General features: G+C 32.8%; 15 protein-coding genes. 5 read left to right on the forward strand and 10 right to left on the reverse strand.

Annotation, left to right across the window (positions count from 1 at the left end; translation table 11 throughout):
• Positions 1 to 912 precede the first annotated feature (912 nt).
• The 5 genes from H0Z29_10505 to H0Z29_10525 all read left to right on the forward strand — a co-directional run bounded on the left by H0Z29_10505 (position 913) and on the right by H0Z29_10525 (position 3,991).
• Complete coding sequence (locus H0Z29_10505) at positions 913 to 1,197, forward strand: hypothetical protein (protein MBO8131922.1); 285 nt, start codon at positions 913 to 915, stop codon at positions 1,195 to 1,197.
• A gap of 23 nt (positions 1,198 to 1,220) precedes the next feature.
• Positions 1,221 to 1,727 (forward strand): tetratricopeptide repeat protein, encoded by a 507-nt coding sequence (locus H0Z29_10510; GenBank protein ID MBO8131923.1) that lies wholly within the window; start codon positions 1,221 to 1,223, stop codon positions 1,725 to 1,727.
• Between the two features lie 202 nt (positions 1,728 to 1,929).
• Positions 1,930 to 2,565: a hypothetical protein gene (locus H0Z29_10515; protein MBO8131924.1), complete on the forward strand. Its 636-nt coding sequence runs from the start codon at positions 1,930 to 1,932 to the stop codon at positions 2,563 to 2,565.
• A 102-nt stretch (positions 2,566 to 2,667) separates the two neighbouring features.
• Complete coding sequence (locus H0Z29_10520; GenBank protein MBO8131925.1) at positions 2,668 to 3,663, forward strand: transposase; 996 nt, start codon at positions 2,668 to 2,670, stop codon at positions 3,661 to 3,663.
• On the forward strand, positions 3,659 to 3,991 hold the full coding sequence (locus tag H0Z29_10525; GenBank protein MBO8131926.1) for a transposase: 333 nt from the start codon (positions 3,659 to 3,661) through the stop codon (positions 3,989 to 3,991). The genes H0Z29_10520 and H0Z29_10525 overlap by 5 nt, the downstream gene beginning before the upstream one ends.
• 264 nt (positions 3,992 to 4,255) lie before the next feature.
• Here the strand turns inward: H0Z29_10525 and pheA are convergent, their stop codons facing one another.
• The 10 genes from pheA to H0Z29_10575 all read right to left on the reverse strand — a co-directional run bounded on the left by pheA (position 4,256) and on the right by H0Z29_10575 (position 15,381).
• Positions 4,256 to 5,308 (reverse strand): prephenate dehydratase, encoded by a 1,053-nt coding sequence (pheA, locus tag H0Z29_10530; protein ID MBO8131927.1) that lies wholly within the window; start codon positions 5,306 to 5,308, stop codon positions 4,256 to 4,258.
• Between the two features lie 819 nt (positions 5,309 to 6,127).
• Positions 6,128 to 7,552: a TIR domain-containing protein gene (locus H0Z29_10535; GenBank protein ID MBO8131928.1), complete on the reverse strand. Its 1,425-nt coding sequence runs from the start codon at positions 7,550 to 7,552 to the stop codon at positions 6,128 to 6,130.
• A gap of 120 nt (positions 7,553 to 7,672) precedes the next feature.
• Positions 7,673 to 8,566 carry a hypothetical protein gene (locus H0Z29_10540; protein ID MBO8131929.1) on the reverse strand — a complete coding sequence of 298 codons (894 nt, stop codon included), beginning with the start codon at positions 8,564 to 8,566 and terminating at the stop codon, positions 7,673 to 7,675.
• 124 nt (positions 8,567 to 8,690) lie between these two features.
• The gene (locus H0Z29_10545; protein ID MBO8131930.1) at positions 8,691 to 10,982 is read right to left on the reverse strand and encodes an ATP-dependent helicase; all 2,292 of its coding nucleotides are present in this window, start codon (positions 10,980 to 10,982) and stop codon (positions 8,691 to 8,693) included.
• A 151-nt stretch (positions 10,983 to 11,133) separates the two neighbouring features.
• The gene (locus H0Z29_10550) at positions 11,134 to 11,676 is read right to left on the reverse strand and encodes a BstYI (GenBank protein MBO8131931.1); all 543 of its coding nucleotides are present in this window, start codon (positions 11,674 to 11,676) and stop codon (positions 11,134 to 11,136) included.
• Positions 11,660 to 12,586 (reverse strand): site-specific DNA-methyltransferase, encoded by a 927-nt coding sequence (locus tag H0Z29_10555; protein ID MBO8131932.1) that lies wholly within the window; start codon positions 12,584 to 12,586, stop codon positions 11,660 to 11,662. The genes H0Z29_10550 and H0Z29_10555 overlap by 17 nt, the downstream gene beginning before the upstream one ends.
• A gap of 119 nt (positions 12,587 to 12,705) precedes the next feature.
• Positions 12,706 to 13,341, reverse strand: a complete 636-nt coding sequence (locus H0Z29_10560; protein MBO8131933.1) for a hypothetical protein — start codon at positions 13,339 to 13,341, stop codon at positions 12,706 to 12,708.
• Positions 13,320 to 13,640 (reverse strand): hypothetical protein, encoded by a 321-nt coding sequence (locus H0Z29_10565; GenBank protein ID MBO8131934.1) that lies wholly within the window; start codon positions 13,638 to 13,640, stop codon positions 13,320 to 13,322. Before H0Z29_10565 ends, H0Z29_10560 begins: the two co-directional genes overlap by 22 nt.
• Positions 13,637 to 14,677 carry a hypothetical protein gene (locus tag H0Z29_10570; GenBank protein MBO8131935.1) on the reverse strand — a complete coding sequence of 347 codons (1,041 nt, stop codon included), beginning with the start codon at positions 14,675 to 14,677 and terminating at the stop codon, positions 13,637 to 13,639. Before H0Z29_10570 ends, H0Z29_10565 begins: the two co-directional genes overlap by 4 nt.
• Positions 14,674 to 15,381, reverse strand: coding sequence for a site-specific DNA-methyltransferase (locus H0Z29_10575; protein MBO8131936.1), 708 nt, complete (start codon positions 15,379 to 15,381; stop codon positions 14,674 to 14,676). The genes H0Z29_10570 and H0Z29_10575 overlap by 4 nt, the downstream gene beginning before the upstream one ends.
• Between the last annotated feature and the right edge of the window lie 141 nt (positions 15,382 to 15,522).

Genomic DNA, 15,522 nt, shown 5'->3' on the forward strand with positions numbered 1-15,522 from the left:
CCCTATCAACCCCATTAATCTCCTTAACTGTATACCATGTGAATGAACTGTACACATGAATTTCAAGTTTTTATTGACATTCATAAAGCAAATAATTACATTACTAATGATACGTAAAAGTTTAATACGGATTATTAATACCTTAATAACATTAACTTAAGCTTTTTGTAAATTGGTGTGATTTTGTCTATTTATAGATAAAATCCTAAAAAGTTGAATCTTCTGGGTCAGTTTAGATCAACACACTAAACTCAGAACCACAGTCTCACTAACGAGAAGCTTATGTAGACTGAATCAAAAGATTCGTTTCTTTCCTAAACAAACGGTACTACCGTGAGATTGAGGAGACCGAGGTGAAAGATTTCTGAGACATTTGGCTGTCCATCAAAACATGGCTGACTATACCCAGAATCAGACTCTGTGTGCCATTGTATTCATGTGCTTGAATCTACTCAAACAGGAATTGGGCGAGCTCGGAGAAGAACTGGTTTGCGACAAGAAGCCTGAGCGAGTACCCGTGGTGTACACACCGGATTAGACCAAAGCTGTGTTGAGTAACCTATCGTGTACAAGCTGGATTATGGAGATGTTACTGTTTGGTTTCATATTGCGATTAATGGAGTATCTACGGTATGCTAATCAAAAGTGTAAATTGCAGTATGTATTTCCGGTTTTAAAAATTTATACCGATCCACACACCGACATATGATAAAGGCACCACCTAAAAGGAAATAATGTGCTAGATTACCATCGTGAAAAGTGTCTAACATTATATGCTGAAAAGTTCCTAATATTTCTAACGGTGTCCAATACTGAAAACTTGTTCTTAATATTGGATAATTTTTTGCTTTATGAGTTTATATAGTATTATGTTAGGTGAAGAAAATCAAACCAAAGTAAGGAGATAAAAATATGTCTAAAGAAGCTGAAATTAGCATGATGCTGTATACTGGATTACATAAGCATGAGGAGAACAAACTGAAGAAAATCGAGACTAATGTTGTAAAAATCATGCTTGAAAAGGGAGACAATAGACGCCCTATATGGACGAACACGTATATCATGAATAGTTGCTTATTGCAACTTGTCATTCCGGGAACCTCCCAACCAAAGACACTTTTTGAGTTGCCGGAAGAACAATTTACCAACCTTTTCGAAAGCGATATTGTGCTGCAAATTAAGAATAAAATGGGTTAAAAAGAAGAGAAGGATTAGCAACAATGAGGTGGAGTGTTAAATGGATAAAAAGTCTCTTTAAAAGGAGGCAGAAAACAAGAAAAAATGATGTCATGATGTTTAATATGCAGAATAATTGGGAGGGTTTAGAAGACCTCGCTGAAGGTGACAAGTTCGTTGAAAAATTTGTAGAAAAAGAAAGAAAAAAGAAAAAAGCCGGATCTATTAACGGAAAATATTATACTGAATACATAGACTTAGTTCGAAAGCTTAAACGTGAGAAAAAACATCAGGAAGCCATTGATCTTCTTTTAAGGTTAATTGACGCAGTAGAACGTGAGGCCAAACTGGATAAATCTTATGGCGGGGATGGGTTTTGTGCTCCTTGGTATTATGAACAATTGGCTATCATTTATCGTAAAGAAAAGCGATATAGTGAAGAAGTAGCAATACTTGAACGACTTCAAAAACAAAACAATTATCTACACGAAATTGCAAAGAAACGATTAAAAAAAGCAAAAGCACTTCAGAACAAAGAAAAAGCACACTAAACGCGAGAGAGCAGTACGGTATTCCTCATAGACGTAACATACTATAATTTCCAGTGCTCCAAGAAGATGGGGCACCTTTTAGACATGGTAAAAAATGTATAGTAAATCTAACCAAGCAAATATAGCCGACACAAAAACCGTGCAGCTGATTAGGGCATTAGGTCAATATTAATAAGTTCTTGCATAAGTTATCGGTGGTATTATGGATATATTAGCAGTAGTTAGTGTTCTTATAGGAATTGTAACAGGTTTATTAGTGCTCGCAGAAAAAATTTTGGGGATATTTTCAAGAATCAAACATTATAAAAAGATGTTTGATAAATACTATAATAATTGGAAAGAGAGTGGACACGAATTTCTCCCATCACATAATGAATTTAGAAAAGTACTTAAGTACATTGAAAAGTCACGGTTAACCAAAGATGAATTGGCATTTTCTCTTCTTTGCGCCTTGCAATATGGTGATAAGTCTTTGAATTATCTTATAGAGAGAAATATGAATAATAAAAAAGCTATTGCTTATACAATTGAATTCTTAAGTGGTAAAGGTATTCGAGTTAAATGGAGAGCTGAATATGCTTTGTCAAAATTTCCTCAAAGCAATGTAAAAAGTTATATTGAACAAATAAAAGAATGTAGACTTATTACTGATGAAATTAAAGAATCCTTTCAACGAATACTTACACAATCTGTTGAGGAGTATCTTATAAATTTATCTAAAAGCACTGACCAGAGAATGAAAGATTATTCAAGTCAAGTTATTGGACAAATACAAGCAGGCATTGTATCAGCAAAGTTAAAGAAAATAATACAAAAAAATAGGTTCATTAGTATTTAGTGTGGAGCCATTTTTATAAGTTATTGAAAAATAAAGAGATAGAGAAATTTGACAGTTATAGGTAAAAAAGTGTTATAATTTAGGGAAAAACTGTGAGGCAAAATGGACTTAAATACACTGACGAAATTATTGAATATCCCTGGGTATAAAGTAGTAGAAATTATTTCAATAACAGAGGATGAGATGCATTTACGATTGGAAGCATATAAAAGGAAAGAAGCAGTATGTTCAGGATGTGGGGAAGTCCATAAGACAGGATATCATGGAGAGACAGAAGTTATAGTATCCGAAGGATCTCTTTTGAGAGAAGATTTACCTATAAGTGAAAGAAGGGTTTACTTACATGTGAAAAAGCGAAGATATAGATGTCCGAAAGATGGGAAGATCTATGTAGAAAAAATTTCGTGGTTAAAGAAGAGGATACGGGTAACATACAGATTTGCCAGACAAGTAAACAGATTAACAGGGATAACAACGAATCAAGAAGCAGGATGGTATTTAGGATTAGATGATGAAGTAGTATACAGGATAGATAAAGAGATATTAGAGGAGCAAGCGAAGGAAAAACTCAACCCACCCCCATCAGCAATTCATATTAGCGTAGATGAGGTTTCTTATCGTAAATATCACAGATATTTAACAAATGTAATAGATACAGATAAAAGAGTTGTAATTTGGAATGCAAAAGGGAGAAAGTCAGAAGTATTAAACAGATATTATGAAGGAATAGGGGAAAGAGATTGTAAAAAGATAAAGTCAGTAGCATTAGATGGAGCAAGACATTATATAAGTTCAACAAATAAGTATGCAGTAAATGCATTAATTGTTTATGATAAATTTCATGTTATTCAGAATTTAAACAGGGCAGTAGATAGAGTAAGGAAGGATGAATTGCAGAAAGCAAGGAAAGTCCGAAGGATCTCTTTTGAGAAAGGAAATGAAGAATTGGTAGAATTGGTAAATTGCAGGCAAAGATTTATTTTACTTAAGAACAAAAAGAATCTTACAGAAAATCAAGCAGAACATCTAAAAAAACTTTGTGAAATAAATTCGAAGAATCACTTTGGGACAGGTTTATTTATGATGCAATGTTATTAAAAGAAAGTTTCTTATTCGAAGAATCCCTTCGGGAGAAGTTTATTCTTCTAATGATATAAAACAAGCAGAAAAATGTTTGAATAAATGGATTAAACAAGCTCGGTCAAGTTGTTTAAAACCGTTTGTAGAATTATCTTATAAATTTAAAGAAAAAATGCAATATATTCTGAACTGGTTTCACAAGAAAATTAGTTCTGCAATTTCAGAAGGATTCAATAATAAAATAAAAAGATTGAAAAGAATGGCTTATGGATACAAAGACATTAATTATTTCAGGTTAAAAATTCATCAGCATTGTGGACTTTTAAATCCAAGGTTAAATACTTAAAATGCAACTTAAATACGAAAGACCCAAAAAATAATGAAGAATAGTTAGCAATTCAATAGATGTTATGAATTGTTAACTAACAGTCGCATGTAGCAGACTAACCTTGGCATCACGGTCCTTGCAGATTAAGGCCATCGTCGCCTTGTCCGCAGCTGATGCGAAGAATTTTAAGTTTATGGGCAACATCTCAACAATAGTACTTTTAAATGCTAAGACTTCAATTAATCAAATAATCTTCACAGGTAAACTTTTGTAAAATTTTTATTATGCAGATATTTCTTTATAACATCCCATAAATTTTAAATTACGAGTCATTTCTTTAACCTTTTCAAGGCAGCTTTTGACATTTTCATCCTCATCAGAACCAATAAAGTCAAGGAAAAATGCATAACTGCCAGGTGATTCCGGGACTGATTCAATTCTAGTCAGATTTATATTTGCTTTTGCAAACACCTCTAAGACTTTGAAAAGCGTGCCTGCCTTGTGGGCAGTTGAGAATATGATTGAGCATTTATCTCCTTTTTCTTTTGCTTTTTGCTTTGACAGTAGCAGAAATCTCGTGTAGTTATTTTCAATGTCAGCAATGTTTTCCTTTATTATTTCCAGATTGTATAGTTCGGCGGCAAGCTTGCTCGCTATAGCTGTAGCTGTCTTTAAATTTTCTTCTCTTATCATCTTTGCCGCGCCTGCTGTGTCATAATACGACAATGGATTCAATTTATTCCTTTCTATAAATCCCTTACACTGTGTCAGAGCCTGAGGGTGAGAATATACATCTCTTAGCTCGCGGTGATCTATCCCAGGTATTGCAAGTAAACAGTGCTCAATTTTTAAATTTACAGCACCAACAACATTCAAATTAGTCTTTAATAATAGGTCATTTACCTCTCCAATAACACCTCCAAGTGTATTTTCAACGGGAACTATCCCATAGTCATAATATCCTTTTTCAACTCCTTCAAAAATTTCTCGGAATTCAACACATGGTACAGTCACACATTCCTTTAACCACTTTCTTGCGGCTACATCACTATAGGCACCATGCTCCCCCTGAAAAGCTATTATTTTATAATCATGCATTTGAAGTCTTTTACTCTCTTTAAAAATTTCAAGAAATATCTGTTTGTAAACCTCTGTTTCTATAAGAGATTCTTTGTAAGAACTTATTCTTTCTAGTATCTCATTTTCCCTATCTTTATCTTCAATCTCCTGTTTAAACTTCTTTGCAAGGATACTATAGATCATCCTATCATTAAGTTGTTTCAAGATTTTAGAATCAATTATATCAATTTTTTCCCTAATTTTTTTTAGGTTCATTACTACTCCCTCACTTTAAATCAACACTAATATAATAACAATTTTTCAATCTTGTAAAGAAGATAGCTATAGAAAAAATAAATTTATCATTTTATAATGTTTTTTGATATTTTTTTAAACATGATATTACCTTTCCTATTTTCTTACCTCTTTATTTTTGTCTAACGTTTTGGGAATAAAAGAAGTTGCCGAGGGCATTTTTGGTAATCTTTAATTTCCATTTTATCCTGTGTAGGCGGCGTTTTTATTCTTCCTTATGATACTAAAAATCGTGTTTTTTATCCTCGGAAAAATATAGCGGGTATTCCCCTTCAGAAATATCCAGGAATAATATAGATTTAGCAGGTCCCAGAGCAGTAAGACACATTTCAGGAACATATATACCTAAAATGTTAATAGAAATCTTATTGCCCTGTATTGTTGTCTCGGATATTATTGACCAGTTAAAACAGGGATATATTTTCTCAGTGGCCATTGATAGCATTATACCTGGTTCACTAATGGATTCAAAATTTCGATACCCTTCTTGAATATTGAATATGATATTACCCTCTATCGGTTCCAGGTTTTCATAATCGGAGTTGTCACAACTTAGAAAAATGAATATAAGCGTGGCAATTATGAAAAGTGATAATGTTTTTATTTTAGGTAAAGTAATTATATTCTTTCCATATAATATGTGATTTTGCCTAATGGTTTGTGTAAATATAGAGTTAGGCTTTGCCGAATTTGAGCGGAGCGAGTAGTAGTCGTATGTACATTTTTACGTAATTGTAGTTGATCATTTATGCATACCATTTATCTATATTTCCCATTTTATTATGGTATTGTTGCCAATCTTTCAATGTTTGATAATAGAGATGGATTAAAGCTTTCAAATTGCCATGTCGGCAATTGTCTTCTGCATTGATTATATTCTTCTAGAAGTAGTTTAAGGTCATTGGGATCATCTATATCAAATAAACATTTTATCTTTTCAAAATATCGTTTAGATTCAGCTCTTACAAAAATTTCAAATGAACCTTGGAAATTAACGAGATATAGTAGAGTTTCTGGCCACCATCTTTCACCATGAAGTCCCGCTCTAATAAAAAGAACAAAATCTGCTTGCGTTAAGTATTTAAAGGCTATTCCTGTTGTTTGGCTCCTTTCCTTAAGTAAATCGGCTCTCAAGGATAAACGGCGGAGATTTAACCTCTTTTTCCTGTATTCTAAGGATGCCATATACTGCCTAAAAATAGTAAATGACACCATAACATCACGTCCATAATCAGAGTTACCCGGCACATAGTATCTTTGACTTAAAAGCATTGCTGCTTGTTGAAATCGTTCTAATTTGATGAGAATTGCTACCGCATATAAAAATAGTTCATGAATAATGAATTTGAAATTATCAAAATCCCACTCCCTCCAACTATTTACACCTTCTGGTCTGAACATATACGGGATTAAAGATTCAAAAAATCTATGGAGACGTTCAATAAACTCCTCTCTTAAATCATATCTTGCTATGGTTAATAAAAATTTAATAAACTCGTTTCTATAAGGTAGAAATGCTTCAATATTTTTTATAACAGCTTCATCAAATTCGCCTTCATAATCTTTAATCCTAAATTTTTCTAAATTCTTGGTAAAGGTTTCAAGATATTCATCTAAGGCCCCATAGGAATACGATCTCCCATCTTTAATTGCATCAATTGCTCTTTTAAAACTAACCGTAGTTCCTAAAGATAATTGCTCGCCTTCAGATAAAAAAGAAGGAGGATTCCCTAATTCAGGTTTTTTATATAGAGGTTTATCGTAAATCCATCTTAGTAATCTCTCAAAATTCTCTGCATAGCTATCAGGCTCACTTAAATCAATATAAATTCTAGATTTATAATATGTTGGCAAATAAGGCTTCCCATTTTCATCCTTTTCAGCAATCACCACAACGAACTTATTCTGTTCAACTTTATCATATATTTCCTTTGAAATTATTTGTGTTTCAGTCCCTACCCCTCCTTTTCTGCTATCTGCTTTTTGAGCGTAAACACGATCAGATACAATGATAACCTTTTTTATTTCTGGATCGGTTACCATTTTTTCCATAAAGGCTATCGCATCATGTCCTTCCTTTAAGTCCCATTTATCTAAAATTACATCTACACCGGCTTGTCTTAATTCCTTCGCGAGATTAATAACCCATTGTTCATGCTGATGGCTACTCCAACTATATGAGATGAATACTTTGGGATTTTTCATTTAAGATACCTCCTAAACTCCCAACTATTTCACCTAACATCTTACGTACATACAAAATTCGGCTTTGCCGAATTTGGGTGTAGCCATGTATAACTATATGCCCGTTGTTATCGGAATAACTCATCTTTGTTTTTCACAAAAGTCCACCCATACTCTAATATTAAAGGGCAATATATCTTTATATTTTTCTAGAAATTCTTTAATAGTGCTTTTAGATAATGTTTCTAATGTATCACTTTCAATTGTGTATTTATAGCCCGCTGGACTAAACAAAAAATACTTACCCTCGGATCCTTTATATTCATCTGGATCTATTTTAATATCTCCACTTTTTACCTGCACAAAAGCTTTTTCATTATTTCTATTTAACAATTCATATTCATATTTAATAGTATTATCGAGTCGTCCTCTTGAACTGGGGATTAGAACATAACCTCTTTCTAACTGTAAATAAAGTCCTGCCACGTCTTCTAAATCTTCTGTTGAAAGTAAACTAAATATATCTGGTTTATTTTTTACTTCATAGTACATAGATCCGGACTTTTCATTGTACACGACTTTAGAAAATAAAAGTGCAGTATCATCATGTATTTGCTGCACCGTCCTTCCTCTAAAAAAACTATTTATAATTTTTCCTGCAATTCTAGTACCAACTTTGTAGCATTCAATAGGTCTAACGTTTACTATATCTGCTTGTAGATTCTCTTCATTATCTCTATACTCCCATTCTCCTGTGATTCTTCCTAAATAATAGACACCTTTTGTGTCCCTGAACCAGACTAAATCTCCAATTTCCATTCTGTCTAGAATCGCATTCGCGTTAATTTTCCAACCAATATCGCCATATTTCTTTTCTCCTAGTTTCTTATATTCATCTTTTGAAGCTGGTTTTTTATCTACTCTCCATCCTATACCTATTACCTTTTGGTCCAGGCATAATTTTACACTTTCATCTACATTAACATTTCCTTCCGGCCCTGTTGGTCTAATATGGATTCTCCACAATTTGGTCATTATTGCTCCTCCTTTCTTTATTTAGTTTTTACGAAAATATTTTGCGGATAAAAAATTTGCCGAAGGTAATTTAGGGAAATTTTTGATTCCCCTTTTATCTGCTGTTGTGCGAAGTCCGGTGTGATTATTTGAGTAATTCATACTTTTCTTTTTCGACCTCCACAAGAAACCTCGAGGGAAGTGTGAAAAAAGCATCCCATGAAGCCACATGCGAGGGCGTCGTTAAAAATAATTGTTCTTTAGCTCTAGTACATGCAACATAAAATAGTCGACGTTCTTCCTCTAATTCTTCTATATTTTCAATAGATCTTTCTGAGGGGAAAAGTCCATCTAAAAGATGAGGAATAAATACGCTATTCCATTCAAGGCCTTTTGCCGAATGAACAGTTGACAGAATTAAAGGTTTATCTTCGGTTTCATCAATAAGTGGGTTTGTTTGATTTTGGTATTTATTTGAAGGAGGATCTAAAGCAAAATCCGAAAGGAATCTTTCTAAATCATCATACTTGCAAGCAAGATTATAGAGCACATCGATATCCATTAATCTTATTTCGTAATCACTTTCTATATTTTTTAAAATAGGGGAATAGTAATCTTTCAATATCTTTATCTTTTCAGGAATTGTGACTTCTTGCTTGGATGCCTGATTCAAAGCACGACCAAGTTCTTCAAGGTCAGATGAATACTTATAGTTTGCAAAACTACTGAAATCAATTTTGCCATTTAGCTTGTGAATGTGAGATACTATCTTGCTGGCTGTGACGTTCCCAATACCAGGAATCAATTTTAAAACACGGTTCCATGAAACTGGGTCAAAAGGATTGAGGATAATCCGTAAGTAAGCAATAATATCTTTGACGTGTCGTCGTTCAGCGAAGCGAACCCCACCAAAAACTACATATGGAATATTCCTTTTTAAAAGTTCTGCTTGTATAAAGTTACTGTGATAAGAAGCACGATAAAGGACAGCTATTTGATTCAAGGAAATCCCTCTTTCTCTAATTTCGAGTATTTTTGAAACAATGTATTCTGCTTCATCTTCTTGATTATAAAACTTTCCAACTATGGGTTTATAGCCACTTTTATTAGTTGAGAATAATCTTTTTTTATAACCAATTTTTGCATTGTTTATTACTGAGTTAGTAAAATTTAAAATATTCTGAGTACTTCTATAGTTCTGTTCGAGCTTTATAAATTTACAGTCAGGATATGTTTCTGGGAATCTTAGTATATTTTCAAAATTTGCTCCTCGAAATGAATATATGCTTTGTGAATCATCTCCTACTACCATGATATTACGATATTTTTTAGCAATTAGATCAACTATCTCCTTCTGGATAATATTTGTATCTTGAAACTCGTCAACCATAATATACCGAAAAGTTTCCTGAACATTCCTGCGAAATTGAAGGTTATTTTTTAGAGAATCACGAAGAAATTCCATCAAATCGTCGTAATCAAAAAGATTATTAGCTTTTTTATATTCTGAATATGCCTTTTCTATTAGTTCTATATCTTTGACGAATTCAGTTAATCCCTTGAATTCACGGTTAATTACTTCTCTTATTGTAATATTACAATTTCTAGATTTTGAGATTATTTCTTGAATTCGACTCTTTCGAGGAAAAGCCCGATTTCTTTTTTCAAAATGCAATTCACGACGAATCAAGTCTATTACATCTGCTGAATCAACAGTATCAATAATTGTAAAATTAGGAGAAATGTCTAAAAACTTGGAGTACTTACGCAGTAAATAATTAGCAAATGAATGAAAGGTTCCACCCATTACCTTTTGGCATCGCATATCATTTAATAAGGAGGTTGTCCTTGCAAGCATTTCATTGGCGGCTTTTCTTGTAAAAGTCAAAAGAAGTATTTGTTGAGGAGGTATCCCATTTTCTAATAGAAAAGCTACACGATAAACAATAGTCCTTGTCTTTCCACTTCCTGCTCCAGCGATCACTAAAAGAGGTCCCTCAATAGTTGTTGCAGCGATATATTGCATTTCATTCAAGCTTTTTTCATAATCTATTTTGAACTTTTTCAAATGTTCTTTTTTGCTAGTAGTTTGTATAAGGTTTTTTTCAATGGACTTCGTTATATTTTGTAATCTATCGATCTTTTTCTGAACATCACTTGTAACTTTTGGTTGGTTATATTTGTTTATGGAAATTGTTGTGATGTCCTCATTCATAGAAACTTCTTGATTATTATTAAACTCAAGCGTGAATGTTTGACGAAAATATTGAAGAAGTTTATCTGTCTCTTCTTTATCTTCTATCTTTGGTTTATTGTTGGACTCACCTTCCATTATATTAGGTTTTGAACAATTGGTTGAATTATTATGTTCTTTCTTCCTTTGCATGTAGATCAGGATAGCAATAATTGCAATAATGAATAATATCCACCCCATCATTCAAGCACTTTCTTTTTTTACCTTTCTATTTTTTGTCGCATTTCGCTTAACGTTCCCAGCGTATCTGAAGTTCCCCGATGGGGAATTTGGGTGGAGGTGCAAAGCACCGAAGCCAGATACGCTGTGTTATACGCCGTGTCGCTCATTTTTATCATACATCTATGAATATTACTTTTATAGGAACGCTAGGAAAGTTTCTCTGAAGTCGCTCAATATCGTAAACAAGTTGTTCACCATAAGAGACCCCTGTGGACATTTCTTTGTGAAGATAATAACATGGAACTATCTCAATACCAACATCTGCCTGATTTTTATTGTAAAAGTATTGGAATTTAGCAAGATCATAGAACATAAAAGCATACTTACCAAACTGCACTTCAACCAAGACTCTTTCCTTTAAGAAGTCTATCTGTTTAAATGCCTTTATCTTGTGTTTCGTATCGTAAGAGTCTATTTCATAAAAATCTTTTAGTTCTTTATAACCCCGTTTGTAAAATTCCTCTTTGAATGCTTTATTCATGTCTTTAGGTGAATACAATAATTTTCCCATTTTTGTTTTCTCTTTACTTATTTTGGTTCTACCTGTAATTTTAACAGAATCTATGATTTCATCTATTTCTTGCTCTATATGAGGATATCTTACTTTTAATATCTCTAAGCCTCCAAGATGAGAATATTCAAAGACTTTTTTCATTTTTTTCACCTTCCAAATAATCAAAAAGACCCGCTTCTATTTCCATTCTAAGATGTTTTGGTTTATAAATTGGTTTGCCCATAGGTCTTAGTTTTAATTTACCTCTAAGAAGTAACTCAATCCTCTGTTTTGCGATTTTTATATATTCTTCAATTATATCCGCACCAGCAGCCTTTCTGCCATGTAAGATAGCAGCTATCGCTGTTGAACCGACACCAATAAATGGATCGATCACCCAATCACCTGGATTCGTAAGAGCAAGAACAAGTCTTTCAATTAACTCTACAGGAAATTGACATGGATGAATAGTTTTTTCCGGGTGATTAGATTTTACATTTGGGATTTCCCATACATCAGTAGGATTCTTACCAAGAGGATGACAAGATAATTCTCCCTTTTTGGGTCCTTTAAAGTATTTCTTAGTGGGATATTTTTGAGGAACTCTAACGGCATCAAGGTTGAAAATGTAGTTTTCAGACTTTGTAAACCAAAGTATAACTTCATATCTGCCAGAAAATCTTTTTCGGGCATGTAAACCGTGTCCAAAATGCCAAATTATTCTGTTTCTTAACTTAAGACCAAACTTGTCAAAAATAGGATAGAGAAGAATATCCAGTGGGATAATAGACCCGTTATCAACATAATTGCCTATTTGCCAACATATACTTCCATTGTCTTTTGTAATTCTAATAGACTCTTTAATAACCTTCTCTTGTTGTTCTATATACTCCTGAAGGTTAATTTTTTTCTCATAAGGTTTCCCTATGTTATAAGGGGGTGAAGTAACAATAAGACCCGCAGTTTTGTTAGGAATTTGTTTGAGGAGATCCAAAGTATCCCCTAAGTATAAAACTACATCAGCATCTATGTCGAACTTCTTGGTTATTTTCAACTTTTTATCCCACCACATTAGTGTTGATCCTTTCATTTTTTTGCCTTTCAAACGGCATGGCGTATAACCTCCTGTTAAGTGACCAGAAGGGCAAGGTGCGAAGCACCGCAGAGTGCCCGCCGTCGCTGTAAATTCTATTAAACTTTATTCGTATTTCCACTGTAATCCACTTCCCAAATTTCTGGAGAACTTGAAATTTGATTTAATGACCTTATTTGAGAAATAACTGAATTTGGTATATTATTAAATTGTCTAGCAAGGGATAAAAGTATAGGCTTTATATTAAATCTTCTACCACCGAGAATATGTCCGCCTATATCCTCTCTTGCCCAATTTATATAATATTCCAACTGCATAGGAGCAAAATTTACACCTATTCCAGATTTTGGGTGTTTAAGTTCTATTATTCTATAAATATATTCTGTTTCATCTAATTTTTCTATTGTTAGAAGATCTATTTTTTGCATTCCAGACCCTGCGAAAACTTCATTTCCTATCCATACTATATTTCTTCCAAAAATCTGTGGTAAAAACTTGTTATTTCCTATACTTAAATTCTGTAAAATATACGCTTGTAAGTGTGTCTCTGAATTCTTAACATCATTCAAAGATACTTGAATTGGTGTCCCTATATTATGGGTACTTGTTTGCTGCCCCTGATTTATTTCGTATCTTGTAATATCAAATGTAAAATGCTGTCCTGATAAGTGTTGTCCATTATTTTCATCTTTTATTAGAGAAATTAGTCTTTCTACTTCCCACGGAAAAAGCATTGTATTCCCTCGTTTTGCCTTTTTTCTAGTTTATTTCTATAAAAACAAATAATTTCTTGCCCAGAGCCCAATTCCCCAAAAAAAGTGCAATCCATACAATCATCAAAACTAATTCCTTCTACTTTTTCACCATATTCGTCGAATCCTTTATATTTTTTAAATTTCTTTTCAATTGGACAGTTAATGACTATTGCAGGAATACCAAAACCGTCTGAGAGCTCATGTCCAAAGTCTATTTCTGTTTCAAATTCGTTTATCTTTTTATGCAAAACTACTCTATGAGGTTGCACTTTTCTCATATTTCCAACCTTTCAAATTTTATATTGTTATCTATGACTTTATATTTGTAGCACTCAATTCCTTTATTTGAAAAATCACTATTTTTAGCTTTCATTATTGCACTTTTTTTAAAATCAAACGCTATTAATATAGGTTGAACCATCTCAACTTCTCCACCGGCCAATCTACCTGCAACCCATTTTGAATATTCAATAACTTGGGAAATATCTTTTGCTTCTGCTTTGTCTTTTTTAAGCTCGACAACAGTATATCTGTAACGCAAGGGATAGCCTGTGTATTTAGCATTTTTATGATAAAATAGTATATCTATATTTTTTCGTGTTACATGATAAGGAACATTGTTTGCAAACCATTCTATATCTTCCACTGGGCCGAATATTTTTCTTATATCATTATGGTTAGGATTATCAATATTAGCTATCATCCAACCTCTTAGTATATCTTCTAATAGTACTTTACCATTTTTGCTTAACTTATCTATTGGTAAAATTACTCCCTTTGTAGTTTTATTTGGATAACTTTTCATAGATTTTAGTTTATTGATAGCATTCCCATTCAACTTTACAAGAAGTTCCACCAGTACTTGCGCTGTTTCAGGATTAATCGTGTTTATCCCTCTTGCTCCCTGAATTTTTCTATAAAACCATCCCCAACATTTGGATTCATATTCTCTTGACGAAAAAAGTAAATCTTCTGGAACGGATAATGGAAAGTAATTAATACATTCTACTTTCAATCTTAATGGCCATGTTGAGTCAACGCAACCAATAGGAGTAGGATCAAAAAACGGTTTGCTAATGATTTTATATATTCCGTGAAAACCTACTTGTCGCTCATAAAAAAATACTATATCACCAATTCTTGTACCTAAAATATCTGCAATCATTCCAAAATAAGGCTTTTTACCGTTTTTTAGATTTTCTTTAATGACATCTTCATATCTAGATGGAATTCCTTTAACTCCAACTCCCCAGAATCCATTATCTCTCACTACTGGGAATGTTCTACTATCTGTGATGAGGATATGCGCTCTCATATTCCTCTCATTTCAATATTTGTAATAATATCCACATTAAATTTATTTGGTTCTTTTTCTATTAATTGTTTTGCTTTCCCAACTACTTCAGGATTTATTTCAAAACCAATTCCATTTCTACCTAATCTCCTACATTCAATCAATGTTGTTCCACTTCCAACAAAAGGATCCAGAACCCAATCACCTTTTTTAGTATATCTTGACATCAATTGATGAGGGATTTGTGGAATGAAATTACCCCAATACCAAGCGAGATGAGCACCAGAAGAATCTCTTTTATCAAATAGCCATAAGCTATCTGTAATTATTTCTTCATATTCTTTCCATCTACTCAGATTTATATCATTTATTTTGTTTGTTTTAACTTCTACCAAAGCTTTCTTTAACCTTCTTAAATAATACTTGGCTCTTTCTAAAGTTAAAGTTTCCTCTATCTGGGTTAATTCATCTATTATGTAATCATATTTAATCTCAATTGTATCACCGTTCTTATCAATATTTAAAATACCAATTTTATCGTTGTTTGTCGAATAAATATTAGTTTTTAATTGCCTTAACTTTAATTTCAGTTCTTGAAGGCTCTGGATTTTAAGTAAATCATCTAAAACTTCTAATATTTTTGATTTATTGATTATAATTTTTCGATTTTTAAATTTACTCTCATTATCGAATAGTGTTTTTTGAATTGATTTTTCATTCTTCATTTTAATCTCTCCATAAAACTATTGAAATTTCTCTTTTTATAAATCTTTCCAAGGCGACGGCGGGCATTTCACTTAACTGTTCACGTTTTTTCAAAGTTCCGAAGGCATTTGGATGAGCGTAGCGAAACCGCAAACACGTTG

The organism is Candidatus Neomarinimicrobiota bacterium (assembly GCA_017656425.1).
GTDB lineage: Bacteria > Fidelibacterota > UBA2242 > UBA2242 > B5-G15 > JACDNV01.

Bases quoted from the DNA above. Each gene is read 5' to 3' on its own strand.
- H0Z29_10505 (MBO8131922.1), top strand. From the start codon at position 913: ATGTCTAAAGAAGCTGAAATTAGCATGATGCTGTATACTGGATTACAT.
- H0Z29_10510 (MBO8131923.1), top strand. From the start codon at position 1,221: ATGAGGTGGAGTGTTAAATGGATAAAAAGTCTCTTTAAAAGGAGGCAG.
- H0Z29_10515 (MBO8131924.1), top strand. From the start codon at position 1,930: ATGGATATATTAGCAGTAGTTAGTGTTCTTATAGGAATTGTAACAGGT.
- H0Z29_10520 (MBO8131925.1), top strand. From the start codon at position 2,668: ATGGACTTAAATACACTGACGAAATTATTGAATATCCCTGGGTATAAA.
- pheA (MBO8131927.1), bottom strand. From the start codon at position 5,308: ATGAACCTAAAAAAAATTAGGGAAAAAATTGATATAATTGATTCTAAA.
- H0Z29_10535 (MBO8131928.1), bottom strand. From the start codon at position 7,552: ATGAAAAATCCCAAAGTATTCATCTCATATAGTTGGAGTAGCCATCAG.
- H0Z29_10540 (MBO8131929.1), bottom strand. From the start codon at position 8,566: ATGACCAAATTGTGGAGAATCCATATTAGACCAACAGGGCCGGAAGGA.
- H0Z29_10545 (MBO8131930.1), bottom strand. From the start codon at position 10,982: ATGATGGGGTGGATATTATTCATTATTGCAATTATTGCTATCCTGATC.
- H0Z29_10550 (MBO8131931.1), bottom strand. From the start codon at position 11,676: ATGAAAAAAGTCTTTGAATATTCTCATCTTGGAGGCTTAGAGATATTA.
- H0Z29_10555 (MBO8131932.1), bottom strand. From the start codon at position 12,586: ATGTGGTGGGATAAAAAGTTGAAAATAACCAAGAAGTTCGACATAGAT.
- H0Z29_10560 (MBO8131933.1), bottom strand. From the start codon at position 13,341: ATGCTTTTTCCGTGGGAAGTAGAAAGACTAATTTCTCTAATAAAAGAT.
- H0Z29_10565 (MBO8131934.1), bottom strand. From the start codon at position 13,640: ATGAGAAAAGTGCAACCTCATAGAGTAGTTTTGCATAAAAAGATAAAC.
- H0Z29_10570 (MBO8131935.1), bottom strand. From the start codon at position 14,677: ATGAGAGCGCATATCCTCATCACAGATAGTAGAACATTCCCAGTAGTG.
- H0Z29_10575 (MBO8131936.1), bottom strand. From the start codon at position 15,381: ATGAAGAATGAAAAATCAATTCAAAAAACACTATTCGATAATGAGAGT.